General features: G+C 45.7%; 12 protein-coding genes, 1 tRNA gene, 1 rRNA gene and 1 pseudogene. 9 read left to right on the top strand and 6 right to left on the bottom strand.

Going from position 1 to position 15,906, the window contains the following annotated elements; genetic code table 11:
* Positions 1–15: 15 nt before the first annotated feature.
* On the bottom strand, positions 16–1,875 hold the full coding sequence (gene mutA, locus DW083_RS00075; RefSeq protein WP_115500599.1) for a methylmalonyl-CoA mutase small subunit: 1,860 nt from the start codon (positions 1,873–1,875) through the stop codon (positions 16–18).
* A 260-nt stretch (positions 1,876–2,135) separates the two neighbouring features.
* Between mutA and DW083_RS00070 the strand changes: the two genes are divergently transcribed.
* Together DW083_RS00070 and DW083_RS00065 are read left to right on the top strand one after the other, a co-directional pair.
* A tRNA-Glu gene (locus DW083_RS00070) sits at positions 2,136–2,208 on the top strand.
* 537 nt (positions 2,209–2,745) lie between these two features.
* A complete protein-coding gene (locus tag DW083_RS00065; RefSeq protein WP_122331144.1) occupies positions 2,746–2,961 on the top strand; it encodes a winged helix-turn-helix domain-containing protein in 216 nt (71 codons plus the stop codon).
* 76 nt (positions 2,962–3,037) lie between these two features.
* Here the strand turns inward: DW083_RS00065 and DW083_RS00060 are convergent, their stop codons facing one another.
* The 3 genes from DW083_RS00060 to DW083_RS00050 all read right to left on the bottom strand — a co-directional run bounded on the left by DW083_RS00060 (position 3,038) and on the right by DW083_RS00050 (position 9,555).
* The gene (locus tag DW083_RS00060) at positions 3,038–4,249 is read right to left on the bottom strand and encodes an ectonucleotide pyrophosphatase/phosphodiesterase (protein WP_115500598.1); all 1,212 of its coding nucleotides are present in this window, start codon (positions 4,247–4,249) and stop codon (positions 3,038–3,040) included.
* A 6-nt stretch (positions 4,250–4,255) separates the two neighbouring features.
* The gene (locus tag DW083_RS00055; protein ID WP_122331019.1) at positions 4,256–7,438 is read right to left on the bottom strand and encodes a TonB-dependent receptor; all 3,183 of its coding nucleotides are present in this window, start codon (positions 7,436–7,438) and stop codon (positions 4,256–4,258) included.
* A 113-nt stretch (positions 7,439–7,551) separates the two neighbouring features.
* Complete coding sequence (locus DW083_RS00050; protein ID WP_122331018.1) at positions 7,552–9,555, bottom strand: tetratricopeptide repeat protein; 2,004 nt, start codon at positions 9,553–9,555, stop codon at positions 7,552–7,554.
* Between the two features lie 264 nt (positions 9,556–9,819).
* Between DW083_RS00050 and DW083_RS00045 the strand changes: the two genes are divergently transcribed.
* Complete coding sequence (locus DW083_RS00045; RefSeq protein WP_122331017.1) at positions 9,820–10,026, top strand: Arc family DNA-binding protein; 207 nt, start codon at positions 9,820–9,822, stop codon at positions 10,024–10,026.
* A gap of 113 nt (positions 10,027–10,139) precedes the next feature.
* On the opposite strand, the gene DW083_RS00040 is transcribed toward DW083_RS00045, so the two are convergent.
* On the bottom strand, positions 10,140–11,135 hold the full coding sequence (locus tag DW083_RS00040) for an SPOR domain-containing protein (protein WP_122331016.1): 996 nt from the start codon (positions 11,133–11,135) through the stop codon (positions 10,140–10,142).
* Positions 11,136–11,256: 121 nt separating this feature from the next.
* On the opposite strand from DW083_RS00040, the gene cbiB reads away from it, so the two are divergent.
* From cbiB to cobC, 6 genes and pseudogenes are all read left to right on the top strand, one after another.
* Entirely contained in the window at positions 11,257–12,210 is a 954-nt protein-coding gene (gene cbiB, locus DW083_RS00035; protein WP_122331015.1) for an adenosylcobinamide-phosphate synthase CbiB, read from the top strand.
* A gap of 16 nt (positions 12,211–12,226) precedes the next feature.
* Positions 12,227–12,826, top strand: coding sequence for a S4 domain-containing protein (locus tag DW083_RS00030; RefSeq protein ID WP_122331014.1), 600 nt, complete (start codon positions 12,227–12,229; stop codon positions 12,824–12,826).
* Between the two features lie 6 nt (positions 12,827–12,832).
* Positions 12,833–13,348 (top strand): bifunctional adenosylcobinamide kinase/adenosylcobinamide-phosphate guanylyltransferase, encoded by a 516-nt coding sequence (locus DW083_RS00025; protein ID WP_122331013.1) that lies wholly within the window; start codon positions 12,833–12,835, stop codon positions 13,346–13,348.
* A gap of 15 nt (positions 13,349–13,363) precedes the next feature.
* Positions 13,364–14,401 (top strand): nicotinate-nucleotide--dimethylbenzimidazole phosphoribosyltransferase, encoded by a 1,038-nt coding sequence (cobT, locus tag DW083_RS00020; protein WP_122331012.1) that lies wholly within the window; start codon positions 13,364–13,366, stop codon positions 14,399–14,401.
* A 43-nt stretch (positions 14,402–14,444) separates the two neighbouring features.
* A pseudogene (locus DW083_RS00015) lies at positions 14,445–15,196 on the top strand (adenosylcobinamide-GDP ribazoletransferase).
* 11 nt (positions 15,197–15,207) lie between these two features.
* Positions 15,208–15,741, top strand: coding sequence for an alpha-ribazole phosphatase (gene cobC / locus DW083_RS00010; RefSeq protein WP_122331011.1), 534 nt, complete (start codon positions 15,208–15,210; stop codon positions 15,739–15,741).
* Between the two features lie 58 nt (positions 15,742–15,799).
* Here cobC and rrf read toward each other — a convergent pair.
* Positions 15,800–15,906: ribosomal RNA gene (gene rrf, locus DW083_RS00005) — 5S ribosomal RNA — on the bottom strand; the annotation flags it as partial.

Here is a 15,906-nt window from a genome sequence, read left to right as displayed (position 1 = left end):
CTCGATAATTCATAATCAGTTAATACCTAATTTTGCATTGAAAGCCTGCAATGTTTCAAGCACGTTGCTCTTTACATTTACAAACTGATCGATGCCTAATGCTTTCAGGTCTTCCATACAAGCCGGAGCACCAGCCACAACAAACTCTGCACGACCGTCCAACGCCTTGAAGGCAGCCGGAGCAAGTTCTGCATATTCATCGTCGCTCGAACACAAGACAACAATCTCGGCACCGGCAGCAAGAGCTGCTTCAATACCTTCCTCAACTGTGTCAAAACCTAAATTATCGATTGTTTTATAACCGGCACAAGCAAAGAAGTTGCAAGAGAACTGCGAACGGGCCAGACGCATAGCCAGATTTCCGATTGTCAGCATGAATGCTTTCGGAGTCTTACCGCTCTTCTCTGTTGCCAAACGCAAAGATTCAAATTCAGAAGCACCACGGTCAAAGCCCAATGTTGCAATCTCAGCTTCGCTACAAGCATGTCCACAGCTGCAAGAAGCGCCATCACGCTTGATCTTTTCAGCAGCAACTTCCGTGAAGTTCGGGAACTGGTTCGTACCCAGCAATACCTCACGACGGGTAGCAATCGCTTTATGGCGAGCAGCATTAGAAGCATTTACGGCAGCCTGGATTTCTCCGGCATTTGCCAACGCTCCGAAACCGCCTTTTTCTTCTGTTTCGAGGAAGAGCTTCCAAGCAACATCAGCAATCGAGTTTGTGAAAACTTCCACACTGTAGGAACCGGCAGCCGGATCGACTACTTTATCCAGGTGGCATTCTTCTTTCAGCAGCAACTGTTGGTTACGTGCAATACGTTCGGAGAAATCATCCGGTGTTTCGAATATTTCATCGAACGGACGAACCGTGATGGAATCGACTCCGGCAATAGCAGCAGACATTGCTTCCGTCTGTGAACGCAACAAGTTTACGTGAGCATCATAAACCGTCATGTTCCACTGGGAAGTCTGTGCATGTACATTCATTTTGCAAGCACAATTGCAAGACGGCTTGTAAGCCGCTACAATCTCAGCCCACAACCAACGGGCAGCACGGAACTTTGCAATTTCCATGAAATAATTGGAGCTGATACCAAAGTTGAACTTAATCTTCTTGGCAACTTCTGTAACATCAAAGCCTGCATCTGTTAACTTTGCCAGCAATTCGTTACCCCAAGCCAGGGCATAACCCAATTCCTGAGAGATATAAGCACCGGCATTGTTCAATTCAAATGCATTCACCGCCAAAACTTTGTATTTAGGCAACGCTTCGCCTGCTTTGAGCACAGCAGATGCAGCTTCTACCCAATTTTCGTTTTTGTGTCCCTTGATTAACGGTTTCTTAAACGGATCATAGTTAACCGAACCGGCACATTTTGTAAGATCAACGCCTTTTGAAGTAAAGTATTCAGCCAGAATACCAATCAGTTTTTCTGCTTTGCAAAGGCATGTATTGAAGTTCAGTTCAACACATTCCGGACAAATGCCGTTCAGCAAAGTAGCAATGTTTTCGGCACTCACTTCATCACCCTTGATGATAAAACCGAGAGAAGTTACACCTTTATTCAAGATGTCAAGCGCTTTCTCGTTTGCAGCTTTAAAGCAAGTCACCTCAATGTTCTGGCGTACATACCAGTCATTATCCTTCTTTGTGCCACGCACATAAGGAAATTCACCAGGAAGAGAGGTCGTTGTCTTTAAACCTTCCAAATCTTCCAAACGATAAAAAGGATTCGCATTAAATCCTTCTCCTGTTTTCCATACAAGCTTCTTCTCAAACGGAGCCCCTTTCAGGTCGGCCGTAATCTTCGCAACCCAGTCTTCTGTTGACACCGGGGCGAATTCTGAGAATAGTTTTTCTTTTAGTTCTGCCATAATATTAGTTATTTTATTACTGAGATTAGTAATGTTCAATAGTATATTGTTCAATAACAGATGGCAAAGGTAGAATAAATAAACTTGAACACAAATGAAATACAAGCGAATTTGCAGCCTCTTTTAACGCCTTTTAGTGGAGAAAGGCCTAAATCTGTACCAGAATGACAAAAAGCAAATATTTTCTTCGAAAAAAATCCCTCTAACGATACACCGGAATAAAATATTTACTAATTTCGCAGCGTCTAACAAGACAAACTGGTGCATTCGTCTAGTGGTCCAGGACGCCGCCCTCTCACGGCGGAAACTCGGGTTCGACCCCCGGACGCACTACTAAAAGCCTGTGGTAGAAACCGCAGGCTTTTATTTTCCTCATCATCTACATAAAACGGCTCACCCGATATTTCTTGGGGGGAAATAATGAATCAATAACGGATAAACCTTGGTCCTCTATTGCATGTTACGACTGTATTCCTTTTATGTCACAACTGTCTTCCTTCTATGTTACGGTTGGATTTCTTTTGTTTCACGGCTGTGACATAAATAGCGGGTAGGTACGGAGGAGGCACACATTCCGCATCATTCATTCTATCTGCCGGGTTATTCATTCCTTTACGGCACTATAAACCCATGAAGCACTGCAATACCATTTCGCAGGCGATCTTGACGAGTCAGGACCTTCACGCTTGTTTACAGTTGTAAGTAGTTTTGAACCATAAATGATGTATTTTCCCCAATGATTATCGGGTGAGCCCATAAAACATATTATCAGTTTTTAAAACTCTATAAAAACACAGGGAGGCATTAATCTTTTCCACCTTCTGCTTTGTTTATAGTTTACATAACAGATAACATAAAATGGAGTTTATCATGAATAAAGGGACTATAGGATTAAATGCCGGTGCCATCTGCAATTTATTGCTGGATGGCGGATATTGGAGTTTTGAGGAGTTGAAAAGGGCTACAGCTTTAACGGAAGCTGATCTGTGGTCCGCTATCGGATGGCTGGCAAGAGAAAACAAAATCGAAATCAAGAGTGCCAGCAGCCAATTGGCTTTTTCTCCGGGAGCGAATTGCTATTATTAAATGATTTATGATGTTTGCAGCATCTGCCAACTGTTTCCTACAGACGACAGATGCTACAACATCAGGACAAGATTCTTTATTTTTCCTTTCTGAATAAGGTTGAAACCACCGCACTATCTCCATCATTCGGAGCCGGCTGCAAGTTTAGTAAGCGGGCTATCATCAGATACAAATTCACATTTGCCATAACCGGAAGTTCTACATTTTGTTTGAACGACGGTCCTGCCGCATAAAAGATTGCCTCCATCTCGGGAGCATAATTGTCATATCCGTGTGTAGCGGCTAAGGTAGACCGCGCTCCGGGACGGAAAAGCACATACGTTCCGACATCCGGTTGTACAAACAAATCTCCGACACGCGGATTTTTACCATACACATACTTCTCCGGAATCTCATTCTTTTTCCATACTGTAATATGAGGCACACGTTTCAGGATTGCATAAGCGCTATCCGTATAAGTCGGCTTCGGATAAAGCAAAGTCGGTACGCCGTCGAACACATACTCAAAGCTGTCACGCGGAAGGTAATCACTCAGGTTCACAAAATTCTCCGGATGAATCGTTGCCATACCGTGATCGGAAAGAACTATGAAATCAATCTTATTAAATATCTTCAACTTGCGCGCTTTGGCAAAGAAATCTCCTAATATCCGGTCCAACTCTTCTACCGTCGAAAGTGTCTCGGCTGCATCGGGACCAACCTTATGGCCGATGGCATCCGGTTCTTCCATATACCACATAATCAGATGAGGACGGACTTTTTCAGGCAATTGCAACCAGGCAATCACTGAATCTGCACGATCTGAAAAAGGAACATTCTTATCAAATGGCTTCCAGACAGAAGGCTGGCGGCCTTGTATCGGATATTCACTTCCGACCCAATAAAACGAGGCAGTCCGCACACCTTGCTTTTCAGCAGTATTCCAGATCGGTTCTCCTCCGAAAAAGTCAGGATTGGGCTTGCCAAGCAGATAAATACTATCCAGATCGGGGGCATAAAAGAAATTACTCACCAATCCGTGATGGTCGGGATGCAAACCTGTTGCCATACTGTAATGATTCGGAAAAGTCACGCTCGGAAAACTGGGGCGAAAGGCAGCTTTCACCCCGACCCGTGCCAAAGAATCCAATGTCGGCGTATGAGCATGCAAAGGATAATCGGAACGAAAACCATCCATCGAAAGGACTACGACATAATGCTCTTTCTTAGAATGGGCAGTACATCCGGCTATCGATAAATAAATTATCGAGAAAAGGCCAATCAATATTACAGTAAGAAATCTATACATTTACAATTAGAATATATATTTAACTCCGATTTGGGCATGCCAGCGAGACAAAAGATCGTTCTTTGTAATCGTATTCTTCGAATTATAAGCATACGTGTTCGTATAGTTGCCATCATCACCTTTCTTATTTCCGATCACCTGCAATGGCATTACGTTATAAGCCGCAGCATAAGAAGATCCCCACTTTTTATTCAGCATATTGGCAAAGTTGGTCACGTCGAATGTCACCTGGAACTTGCTGCCCCGTGCTTTCAACACAAAGATATCCTGTGCCACATGCAGATCAATCCGGTTTTCCCACGGAGCAGAATTTGAATTTCTGTCGGCATATTGTCCACGGTGCTTCTTTGCATAGCTGTCGCCTTCAATCCAGTTATTAAAGTTCTGACGATCTTCTTCTGTCTTGAAGTCCATCTTTTTCAACTCGTCTTCAGTCGGGATATACAACAGTGAGTTACCTCCCCAGCCATCACCATTATAATCGATATAGACCGTTTTCTTTGTATCAGCATTATAATAGGACTCATTCATCGTCAGGCTATAACGCTGTCCCACGTATCCATTATAAATAAGGGAAACGGTTGTAGCCAGGAATCCGTTAGCATAACGGGGTGTCGTATAAGAAACAGAAGCCATTACACGGTGAGGTATATCAAACATGGAATAAGCCAGACCCGGGTTATTGGTATCTACTGCATAATTATATTTCCAGTTAGAATAGGCAACGGAAGATGTTCCGTCATAAACAGATTTGGAATGTCCGAATGTATAAGATGCAGCCAAGCCCAAACCGAAGTCGAAACTCTTTTCAAACAGAGCTGACAATGAATAAGTATAGCCATCATTTGTATTCTTCAAATTGGTAATACTGAAATATTTCTTATCAACCGAATAAAAAGGAGTAGCCGAAGCCTCTACACCCGGAACAGCATAGACTTTTGCATTGCTCGACAATGCCAGGTTTTCAAAATATACATTATTAAATGTCTTGGAATAAAGACCCTCTACCGTCATCCTTATATCTCCCGGCAACATCTGTTCCAATGCCAGATTCGCACGGAATACCTGCGGATATTTGAAACTCTTGGATACTGTTACGATATCGGGCGTAGCAGGGCTTCCCGATTGCGAATTCATAGCACCGATAGGATCTTTCGCATACTGTCCTAAAGAAGGAGCGGGTGAAGATCCGGAAGCAAAGATTGTCGTACCTTTCTGCTCGATACCTGTATTGTTGTAAGCATTGGAAAGCCATACGAAAGGAACACGGCCAGTGAACAAACCTACTCCACCACGAATCAGCGTATTCCGGCTGTCATCCGTGTACCAGCGGAATCCCAAACGGGGTGAAACCATCACTTTTGCACCGGGCATTTCCCCTACTCTTTCCTTAATGTTCTTACTGGCGGCATACTCATTAAACTCATTGTTGACAGTCGGATCGTTAAACAGCAACGGGATATCGAAACGCAGACCGTAAGTCAAAGAGAAACGATTGGTAACCATCCAATTGTCCTGAGCATAGAAACCGAATTGACCGGCTTTTATAATAGGTGTATATTGGTAGTCACCGCCCGTAACATCCGGGTCTGTATATTTAAATACATACTTGGACGGGCTGTCGTTCAGGAATGCATCCATCGAACCGAACTCCCAGGAACCGGTAACCGCCTGGATAAACAGGTTCTTCATCCGGAATATCTCGTTATGTGTACCAAAAGTAAAAGTATGATTGCCCTTATACCAGGAGAGGTTATCTTCAAATGTATAAATATCCTGATCCAGCGCATTGGCTCCGGAAGAATATTCCGTACCGATATTGACAGTCGTGTTATTCGTCCCGCTGTTATCGCTACCGTTAATCTTTACATTCGGCCCTTGATAGGCAACTTCGCGTTGGTCGCGCACTGTCGTAAGACTTGCACGGAATTCATTATATAAAGCATTATTCAAGTGAGAGTTCCATTCTGCCACGAATGAATTCGTTTTATTCTTCATCCGGTAACCACTGTTATTAAAGAAATAGGTCATGTTGGCCGGGCTGTAGATATCGTCGTATGAATTATTCAGCTGATAGCGGAAAGCTAACTTGTTGTGTTGGTCGATATTCCAGTCGATACGCCCCAGGAAACTGAATGCTTTCTGATCTACATCACGCGGGCCGTAGCCTTCACGAATACCTGTATATTGTTCATACTTATCAGCAATAGTCTTTGCCATATCTACTGTAAAGCCCTTCGCATCATAGCCGGCATAAAACCGTGAAGGATAGGACTCCTTACGGTTCTCGACATTGGCGAAGAAGAACAGTTTGTCTTTAATGATCGGACCGCTCAACGTACCGCCAAATGTCTTGGTCGACTGTTCAGAAAGTTTGTCCTTTACATTATCTTTAAAGGCATTGTATTTTCCATAAAGGCTCTCATTCGTAAAATAAGAATAAGCTGACGCATGGAAAGTGTTATTTCCTTGTTTGGTAATCGCGTTGATACCGCCTCCGGTAAAACCGCTCTGGCGAACATCAAAAGGAGCGACTACAACCTGGATTTCCTGAATAGCATCCATTGAAATGGGGTTGGCATTGGTTTGACCACCATTTGTTCCTGACGGAGCTAATCCAAATACATCATTACTGACTGTTCCGTCAATCTGAAAACTGTTATACCGATTATTGGAACCGGCGAAAGAAATACCCCCATTCTTGGAAGTCATTGCCATCGGCATATTCTTCACCACATCATAAATGTTACGGTCGACAGTCGGAGTTGACTGGATCCTGTTAGCAGAAAAGTTTTCCGATGCCCCGATTTTCTTCTTAGCATCTGCCGTTACAACGACTTCCCCTAATTGTTGCGAACTGGGTTGCATAGTTGCATCCAATACAAACGTATTACCCAATTCCAACCTGATATCTGTAAAAACATCTTTTTGATAACCTACATAAGAGATCTCCACTTTATATGGACCACCGGTACGCATACCTTGTATTGTATAACGGCCGTCCACATTTGTAACTGCACCGTACATAGTTCCGGACGGTTCGTGCACCGCCACCACAGTCGCTCCAATAATACTCTCATTCTGATCATCGATAACCTTTCCACTCAAAGCGGAAGTTGTCACCTGAGCCTGTACGGAAACACTCATACAGATCAATAAAAACAAAGACAGCAGATAACTTTTTTTCATACAGAAATTCTCTTTTTAATTTAACCCCCTATATATTTTAACATTACGCCACAAATATACAATCTTATTATCACCTTTTTATTACATTTCTGTATAAATTTAGAGACAAAACATTAACTGTCTTCACCATCACGAAGGCTATCGGCTATGTCCTGATGCTGCCGTGCCAGCTCTTTCTCCCCTATATGCAAGAAAGATTCCGCAAGATATTCATGGGCTGAAGCATGTTTAGGCTTAAGATCGACTGCTTTCATAAAATCGGAAACAGCCTCGTCATAATATTTCAACTGGAGATAAGATTTTCCTCGATTATAACGCGCTTTGAATGACTGCGGGTTCAAACGCACAGCTTCATTCAGGCAGGTGACCGCCTGAAAACCGTCACCCAAATCGAGCAACGTCACTCCTTTGCGTACCCAGGCATCCACATATTCGGGGTAAAGTTTGAGCGCTTTATCAAAAGAACGGATAGCAGCGTTCGGATCGTGGGCTTTCGTTATACATTCATTCCCCATCAGGTAATATTCGTGGGCATATTCTTTCTGCACTTCACGCTGGGCGTATAGCTCCTCCCGGAGTTTCTTGATCTGTGCCTGTTGCGTATTCATCGTTTGCAGCTTCAAACGAAGCAGGCGTTGCACTTCCGGCTTGCCTAATTCGTTCCGCTTGCCGACAGCGGCGGCAAATGCTTCGACAGCCTCTTTTATATTCCCGGACTTGAAGCTGTGGACGGCACGGGCATACAATAATTCAGCTTCACTTTCCTGCAGGCTTTTCTCGATCAGTTGGCGGTCATTAAACTGCTGGCTGAATTGCACGATTTCTTTCCGCACAAATATATCATGAGGCGAAATCCGGCTTTTCAGCACCAGGCCGTCCAAAGACGTACAACGGCTTAAAGCCACATAGGTCTGCCCGCCGGCAAAAACGCCACCGGTCAAGTCCACCACAACCCGGCTGAAAGTAAGTCCCTGGCTCTTATGCACAGTTATCGCCCATGCCAGGCGAATCGGAAGTTGTTCGAAAGTGCCGACAATCTCCTCTTCCACCTTCTTCTCCTTTTCGTTATACTTATATTTATAGTTACGCCAGGAAGTCGGTTCCACCAGATATTCCCTTCCGTCTTCAAGCAAGACAAAGACATTTCCGTTCTCGTCGATTCCGGACACCATGCCGATCGTCCCGTTCACCCAGCGCCGCTCATAATCGTTATCGATAAAAATAACCTGCGCCTGTTCCTTGATGGACAGATTCAACTGCGTCGGCAACGACGATTCCGGAAAATCGCCTTCAATCTTCCCCTTGGAGATAAACTCTTCACCCGGAAGTTCCGCCAGCTTCCGCTCATTGATGAAATCCACCTGGTCACGGCGGGTTGCAAGCGTAATATACATATCTTCGTTACGGGGAGTAAAATCAGGAAAATAACGGGCATTCAAAATATCCAGTTCCTGTTTTCGGGCTGCATTATTACGGATACGGTCCAGAATATTGATAAAGACCGGATCTGTCTGCCGGTAAACCTTCTGCAATTCGATAGGAACCAGATTAATATCCTTAAATACACGGGCCGAGAAAAAGAACGGACTGGCATAGAAAAGACTTAATATCTCTTTCTGGTCGGAAGGAACGACCGGTTCCAACTGAAAAACATCTCCGACAAACAACAGCTGCTTTCCACCGAACGGCAAGCGCATATTACCGGAAAATACCCGCAGGACGCGGTCTACACAATCGATAATATCGGCCCTGACCATCGAAATCTCGTCGATGATGATCAGTTCGACTTCCTCAATAAGCTTACGGTGTTTCTTCGTATATTTGAAAAACTCGAATATGCGTCCATTCTTCAAGCTCAAATCCGGATCGTCGGGGAGCATCGGACGGAACGGCAACTTGAAAAAAGAGTGGAGCGTCACTCCCTCCGCATTAATTGCAGCAATCCCCGTCGGCGCCAATACGACATATTTCTTTTTCGTATGTCCGCAAATATATTTCAGAAACGTAGACTTACCCGTCCCAGCCTTTCCGGTCAGAAAGACGGACTGTCGCGTATGAGTGATCAGTTGCAAGGCATCCTGAAACTCCTTATTATCTGTATCGAGCTGAAATTCCAATCGTGTATTTTTTGAGTAGACAAAGCTATAGAATATTTTATATATCTGCTTATAAAAAGTTCATAATTTATTTGCAAACATCCGAAACATTGCTTTACTTTGTGATATCAAAATAATATCAAACACTAATCATTATGAATGCACTTACAAAGAGTTCAAACGACACTAAGCTGCCAGGATTGATGGTTATTCAACCGAGCATTTCCCACGTACCGGCATTTTTCGGAAGGCACGCAGGAATATTTATGACATTGTAATACGAATATGGCCAAAAAGGAAAATGGGAATACGGTCAAAAGCTTCATCCTGCGTGTAGACGCGGAGATGATGGAAGCGATCGAAGCCTGGGCTGCGGACGAGTTTCGTAGCACCAATGGCCAGATACAGTACATCTTGGACCAGGCTTTACGAAAAGCAGGCCGGCTCAAGAAGAAACGGAAACAAAAAACTGAAGAAGAAGAAAAAGAGTAGAAAACAATAATAACGAAAACCTGTCCGGACGTTTTTTAATTTCCTTCGGTAGAAAATAACTTTTCATCCGAAGGAAATTTTATTTTCTACCGGATGAAACAAACCGGCGCTTATCAACGGCTGATAAACAGCCAGGCATCCTTATACTTCGGATTACTGCGGAGAGTCGCCATATAAGTTTCCGCATCTGCCCGGTTATCAAACTTATCGGCATAGATACGGTATTTCCCGTCGCGAACCACCTTACTGACATGCTTACATTCCGCCCGGTCTACGCCGACAATAAACTCATCAGCCTGTGCTTCAGAAGGGAAACTGGCAATTACGATATGATACATTTTAGGATTAGCTTTTACCTCTTTCTTTGCAACAGCAGGTTGCACCACAACAGGTTTAGCCGCAACTGTTTCGCGCTTGGGAGCAGGTGCGACAGTCTTGACTTCTACTTCCGGCACAACATTTTCCGGCACACTTTCAGCTATAGCCTTTTCAACAAGAACCGGCTTTTGCGAAACCATTTCCGTCGGAACAAAGCTTGCCGTATAAGCATCCTGGTTGACATCTTTCACCGGTGTGGAAACAAGCAGAAACAAAGCCACTGCGGCAACAGATGCGACCGCGGTACGGATCAGCCTGCGATTGACCGGGATTGTAAGAAGCGCAACCTCTTCCCGCTTCGCCTGCAACGGGGGCAAAGCCGGAAAATGGAAAACAGGCAAGCCATACGAACCGACACTAAACAGTTCGGTTTCGCCCGGATGGAAAATCATCTGCCCTTCCTCACCTATACTGAACGAACCTAACACACCCATCGACAGTTTCTTGTATTGCTGCAAAGTCTTTTTCATATCCTCCACATCCTCTTCCAACATCAACTGTGCCTGGCGATAATTCACCCCGTGCATCTGCATATACGACTCCGGCAGAAGCCCATCGTTATGCTGCAGCGTCATATTGAAACCGATCTCTTTCCGCAACGGGCGGAACGTATGTTCTTCCACTTTCTGCATGGCCGGAACGGTCTGCAGGACAAAACCTCCGAACTTCGGCACAATCACACAGTCATGCGCCAAAAGCAAACGTTCAATATGTGTTACAATTCTAAGCATACAACAAAGGTAGGAATTTGCACGAATCCGCAAAAGAAATCAGGATACATTTTCTAAACCTGCTATGCTAATTGCAAAATGACACAATAGTAAAATTATATTTTTTACCTTTGTAGCTATTATGTATTACTGGATTCATCAATCATTCTATATGGCCAAAGTCGTCCCTTTTATAGGCGGCTGGCTGGCTGACCGCTTACTTGGCGACCCGGAAGGATGGCCACATCCGGTTGTCGGTTTCGGAAAAGTGATTTCCCTGGGCGAAAAGACAATGAATAAGGGAGATAACCGGGCTTTGAAAGGGGGAATCATGGCGCTTGTGCTGGTCATCGGCACCTATCTGATCTGCGAACGCATCCTGTATCTGGCCGGATATTTTTATCCGCCACTATCCTCCCTCTTGGTCGGAATCGGTGTGTTCTATTGTTTAGCGGGGAAAACACTGATCAAAGAGGTTAAAGCTGTTTTTGAAGCCGTAGACCGCAGTACGGAAGAAGGGCGCAAGCAGGTCGGCAGGATTGTCGGCCGTGATACATCCGGACTTTCTCCGCAAGAAATACGGGCGGCAGCACTGGAAACGCTTGCCGAGAACCTGAGCGACGGCGTGATAGCCCCGATGTTCTGGTTTGCCCTGCTCGGACTTCCCGGCATGATGGCCTATAAGATGGTGAATACGCTCGACTCGATGATCGGTTATAAAAATGACCGTTATTTCGAATTCGGGCAGATAGCCGCAAGGCTCGACGATCTGGCCAACTACATTCCCGCCCGGTTGACTGCCTGGCTGATGTTAGCTGTCTCCGGCAATCTGAATAAACAGGGGTTCGTCAAACGCTTCGGTCCTGCACATGCAAGTCCAAACTCAGGCTATCCGGAATCGGCTCTTGCAGCCATTTTGAATTGCCGCTTCGGGGGAACGCACGACTATTTCGGGAAACCGGTCGAAAAACCTTATATCGGGACGAACGAACGGTCTTTTACAACCGAAGACATGTTAATTGCTATCAATATAAACAGCAATACAGAACTTGCAATGGGACTGATTGTTTGTTTAGTATCAACGATTATACACTAAATAATACGCACATATAATGGAAGTAAGATTAAATAAACTCATCAGCGACTCCGGTCTTTGTTCCCGCAGGGAAGCAGACAAATTTATCGAAGAAGGACGCGTGACCGTAAACGGCAGTTTGCCTCACGTCGGACAGAAAGTAACCGAGGGCGACATCATCATGCTGGACGACCTCCGGGTACAAATCGGCAAACACGCCTCCGACCACGCCCGTGTGGCACGCGGCAAAGCCCAGGAACTGGTATTCGGTAGCCAAGAGAAAAAAGAGAAGAAAGAACAACCTCAGGCGGCTGCAACGGAAAAGAAAAGCACATCGAAACCGGGCGGTTCGAAAGGACCTCGTCCGGGGAAATATGTAAAATATAACAAATATGCTGCGGCACGCCATGCGGCACGTGACGGAGAAAAGCCGAAGAAAGAGACGAAGGCTGCCGGTCTGGATAAAGACCTGAAAGAAGCCTTGCAGCCTAAATTCGGGAAGTCATTAGGCCGCTCGGCTGTTGCACAACGGCTGGCAGCGTCTCCTAAATCGGCCGCTTTGCGCAAGACGAGTAAAAACAATCCGGCAAATAAAGCCAAACGAACAGCATCACGCAATAAACCGAAAGGAGAATAAAAAAGAATGGCAGACAAACATATCGTTTTGGTGACAGGCGGACAGCGTTCCGGGAAAAGCAAATATGCCGAACGGCTCGCATTGTCGTTAGCGGCCAACCCGGTCTATCTGGCAACGGCGCGCATCTGGGATGATGAATTTCGCCAGCGTGTGCTCCGCCATCAGGCTGACCGTGGACCAGAGTGGACAAACATCGAAGAAGAAAAATACCTGAGCCGACACGACTTGAGCGGACGTGTTGTCGTGATTGATTGCGTCACGCTTTGGGGTACGAACTTTTTCTTCGACAGTGACGGCGACACCAAGCGTTCGCTGGACGAACTGAAAGATGAATTTAACAAGTTCACAGACCAGGATGCTTACCTGATATTCGTTACGAATGAAATCGGATTGGGAGGCGTATCCCCGGATCCCGTACAGCGGAAGTTCACAGACCTGCAAGGCTGGCTGAACCAATACATCGCATCCCGCGCCGATGAAGTCATCCTGATGGTCAGTGGTATTCCCATGAAAGTAAAATAATAAAAACACTATACAATGATCTCTTTCAACATTCAAAAGCCTGACACCGCTCTCACCACAGCTCTGCAGGATAAAATCGATAATCTGACGAAACCCAAAGGTTCACTGGGTACACTCGAGGATATTGCACTGCAAATCGGCCTGATCCAACAAACACTGTCTCCCACGCTGCATCATCCGGTCAACGTAATCTATGCCTCGGATCACGGCATTGCCGATGAGGGAGTCAGCAAATCCCCTAAAGAAGTCACCCGGCAGGTGATCCACAACTTCCTGAACGGGGGCGCAGGCGTTTGCTTCCTTTCCCGCCAACATGGTTTTGAAATCAAGATCATAGACGGAGGCGTGGATTTCGATTTTCCACCTATCCCGCAACTGATCGACCGCAAAATCAGGAAAGGGACCCGCAATTTTCTCCACGAAGCGGCCATGACACAGGAAGAAATGGAATTAGCTCTCCAATATGGTGCCGACATCGTGACGGATTGCCATAACGAAGGATGTAATGTGATCAGTTTCGGGGAAATGGGAATCGGGAATACGGCTGCATCCAGTATGTGGATGACCTGCCTCACTGGGATTCCTCTCATTGACTGCGTAGGAGCCGGCAGTGGCCTGGATAACGAAGGAGTCAGACATAAATATAATGTATTAAAAAGCGCACTCGACAACTATCAGGGTACCAATAGCCCGTTGGATGTAATCCGTTATTTCGGGGGATACGAGATGGTCATGGCTGTTGGCGGTATGCTACGTGCGGCCGAACTGAAAATGATTATCCTGGTGGATGGCTTTATCATGACGAATTGCGTGCTGGCAGCCTCCCGTCTGTATCCTGAAATGCTGCCCTATTGCATATTCGGACATTGCGGTGACGAAGCCGGGCATAAACGCGTATTGGACGTCCTGCAGGCAAAGCCGCTTTTGAACCTCGGCCTGCGCTTAGGCGAAGGTTCCGGTTCCGTATGCGCCTATCCGATCGTCGAGTCGGCAGTCCGCATGATCAACGAAATGCACAGCTTCAAACAAGCTGCAATCACCAAGTATTTCTAAAGTAATAAATTTCAACTTTCAACTTTTAATTTTCAACTAAACCATGCTCCGTATCCTCGCCGCCTTCATCTTCTTCACCCGGTTGCCCTTCTGGAGACTGGCAGAAGTGCCTCGGAATATTTCAAAAATGTTGTCAGCCGTTGGGCTTTGGTCGGCTGGTTGACTGCAGGGCTTTCCGTGATCGTGCTCTATACCGCTTCGCTGATACTTCCGGCAAGTGTTGCCCTACTTTTGGCTATCATCACCCGCCTGTTAATAACCGGCTGCCTGCATGAAGACGGACTTGCCGACTTTTTCGATGGCTTTGGGGGAGGGACCTCCCGCGAACGCGTTCTTTCGATTATGAAAGACTCGCATATCGGCAGCTACGGAGTGATCGGGCTAATCCTCTATTTCGGACTTTTATACACCCTGCTAAGCAGTTTGCCGTTGGCGATTTCCGGAAGCGCAATACTGGCCGGGGACCCGTTTTCTAAAGGTGTGGCAGGAATGATTATCAACCGACTACCCTATGCGCGTAAAGAAGAGGAAGCTAAAAACAAAACGGTCTATAGCCGGATGTCGACAGGCGAATACACGTTTTGCCTGTTCACCGCCCTGATTCCCATATTCTGGCTTCCCGAACCGGTCTATTTTCTGGCCGGTCTGTTACCCGTCCTCACCTTTTACCTGCTCACCTCTCTGATGAAAAAGAAAATACAAGGCTATACGGGTGATTGCTGCGGAGCCACATTCCTGCTCTGCGAATTGAGTTTCTATTTAGGAATCGCTATCATTTATACAACAACGATATAAAACGATGTAACATGGAAATCTACCTGGTCAGACACACATCCGTCGATGTTCCCGCAGGCTATGCTTACGGACAAACAGACGTTCCACTCCGTCCCTCTTTTGAAGAAGAGGCACAAGTCGTAAAAGAGACACTATCCGGACATACATTCGACAAAGTATGGTGCAGCCCGCTTACACGCTGCGTCCGCCTGGCAACCTATTGCGGTTATCCGGATGCAGAAAGAGAAAACCGTATCAAGGAGATCAACTTCGGAGAATGGGAAATGAAATCCTGGGAAGAGTTATCATCCGATCCCCGGTCTAAAGATTGGTTTGACGACTGGATCAACATTCCGGCTCCATCCGGCGAATCCTTGCAGGATCAATACAATCGGGTCAGTTCCTTCCTGGACGAATTAAGAAAAAGCGGATTGCAGAAAGTATGTCTCTTTGCACACGGCGGCGTCTTGACTTGTGCCCGTGTTTATAACGGAGAATACGCACTGAAAGACGCCTTCAAAAACGTTCCTTCCTACGGTGCAGTAATCAAATTAGAACTTTCCTAAACAGAAAAAGGAGTCAGTTCAAATGAACTGACTCCTCTTCACTTCGCTTTCGCTTTTAAAACGGCGGCTATCTACTCTCCCACTTTTACGCAGTACCATCGACGTGGTTGGGCTTAACTTCTCTGTTCGGAATGGGAAGAGGTGGATCCCCAACGCTATAACCAC

The organism is Parabacteroides sp. AF48-14 (genome assembly GCF_003477465.1).
GTDB classification, from domain to species: domain Bacteria; phylum Bacteroidota; class Bacteroidia; order Bacteroidales; family Tannerellaceae; genus Parabacteroides; species Parabacteroides acidifaciens.
Note: the sequence above shows the minus strand (reverse complement) of the source record. Positions and strands in the feature narration are given on the sequence as shown.

Coding starts and splice junctions, on each gene's coding strand:
- DW083_RS00065 (WP_122331144.1), top strand. CDS start 2,746: ATGAATAAAGGGACTATAGGATTAAATGCCGGTGCCATCTGCAATTTA.
- cobC (WP_122331011.1), top strand. CDS start 15,208: ATGGAAATCTACCTGGTCAGACACACATCCGTCGATGTTCCCGCAGGC.
- DW083_RS00040 (WP_122331016.1), bottom strand. CDS start 11,135: ATGCTTAGAATTGTAACACATATTGAACGTTTGCTTTTGGCGCATGAC.
- cobT (WP_122331012.1), top strand. CDS start 13,364: ATGATCTCTTTCAACATTCAAAAGCCTGACACCGCTCTCACCACAGCT.
- cbiB (WP_122331015.1), top strand. CDS start 11,257: ATGTATTACTGGATTCATCAATCATTCTATATGGCCAAAGTCGTCCCT.
- DW083_RS00060 (WP_115500598.1), bottom strand. CDS start 4,249: ATGTATAGATTTCTTACTGTAATATTGATTGGCCTTTTCTCGATAATT.
- DW083_RS00045 (WP_122331017.1), top strand. CDS start 9,820: ATGGCCAAAAAGGAAAATGGGAATACGGTCAAAAGCTTCATCCTGCGT.
- DW083_RS00030 (WP_122331014.1), top strand. CDS start 12,227: ATGGAAGTAAGATTAAATAAACTCATCAGCGACTCCGGTCTTTGTTCC.
- DW083_RS00055 (WP_122331019.1), bottom strand. CDS start 7,438: ATGAAAAAAAGTTATCTGCTGTCTTTGTTTTTATTGATCTGTATGAGT.
- DW083_RS00025 (WP_122331013.1), top strand. CDS start 12,833: ATGGCAGACAAACATATCGTTTTGGTGACAGGCGGACAGCGTTCCGGG.
- mutA (WP_115500599.1), bottom strand. CDS start 1,875: ATGGCAGAACTAAAAGAAAAACTATTCTCAGAATTCGCCCCGGTGTCA.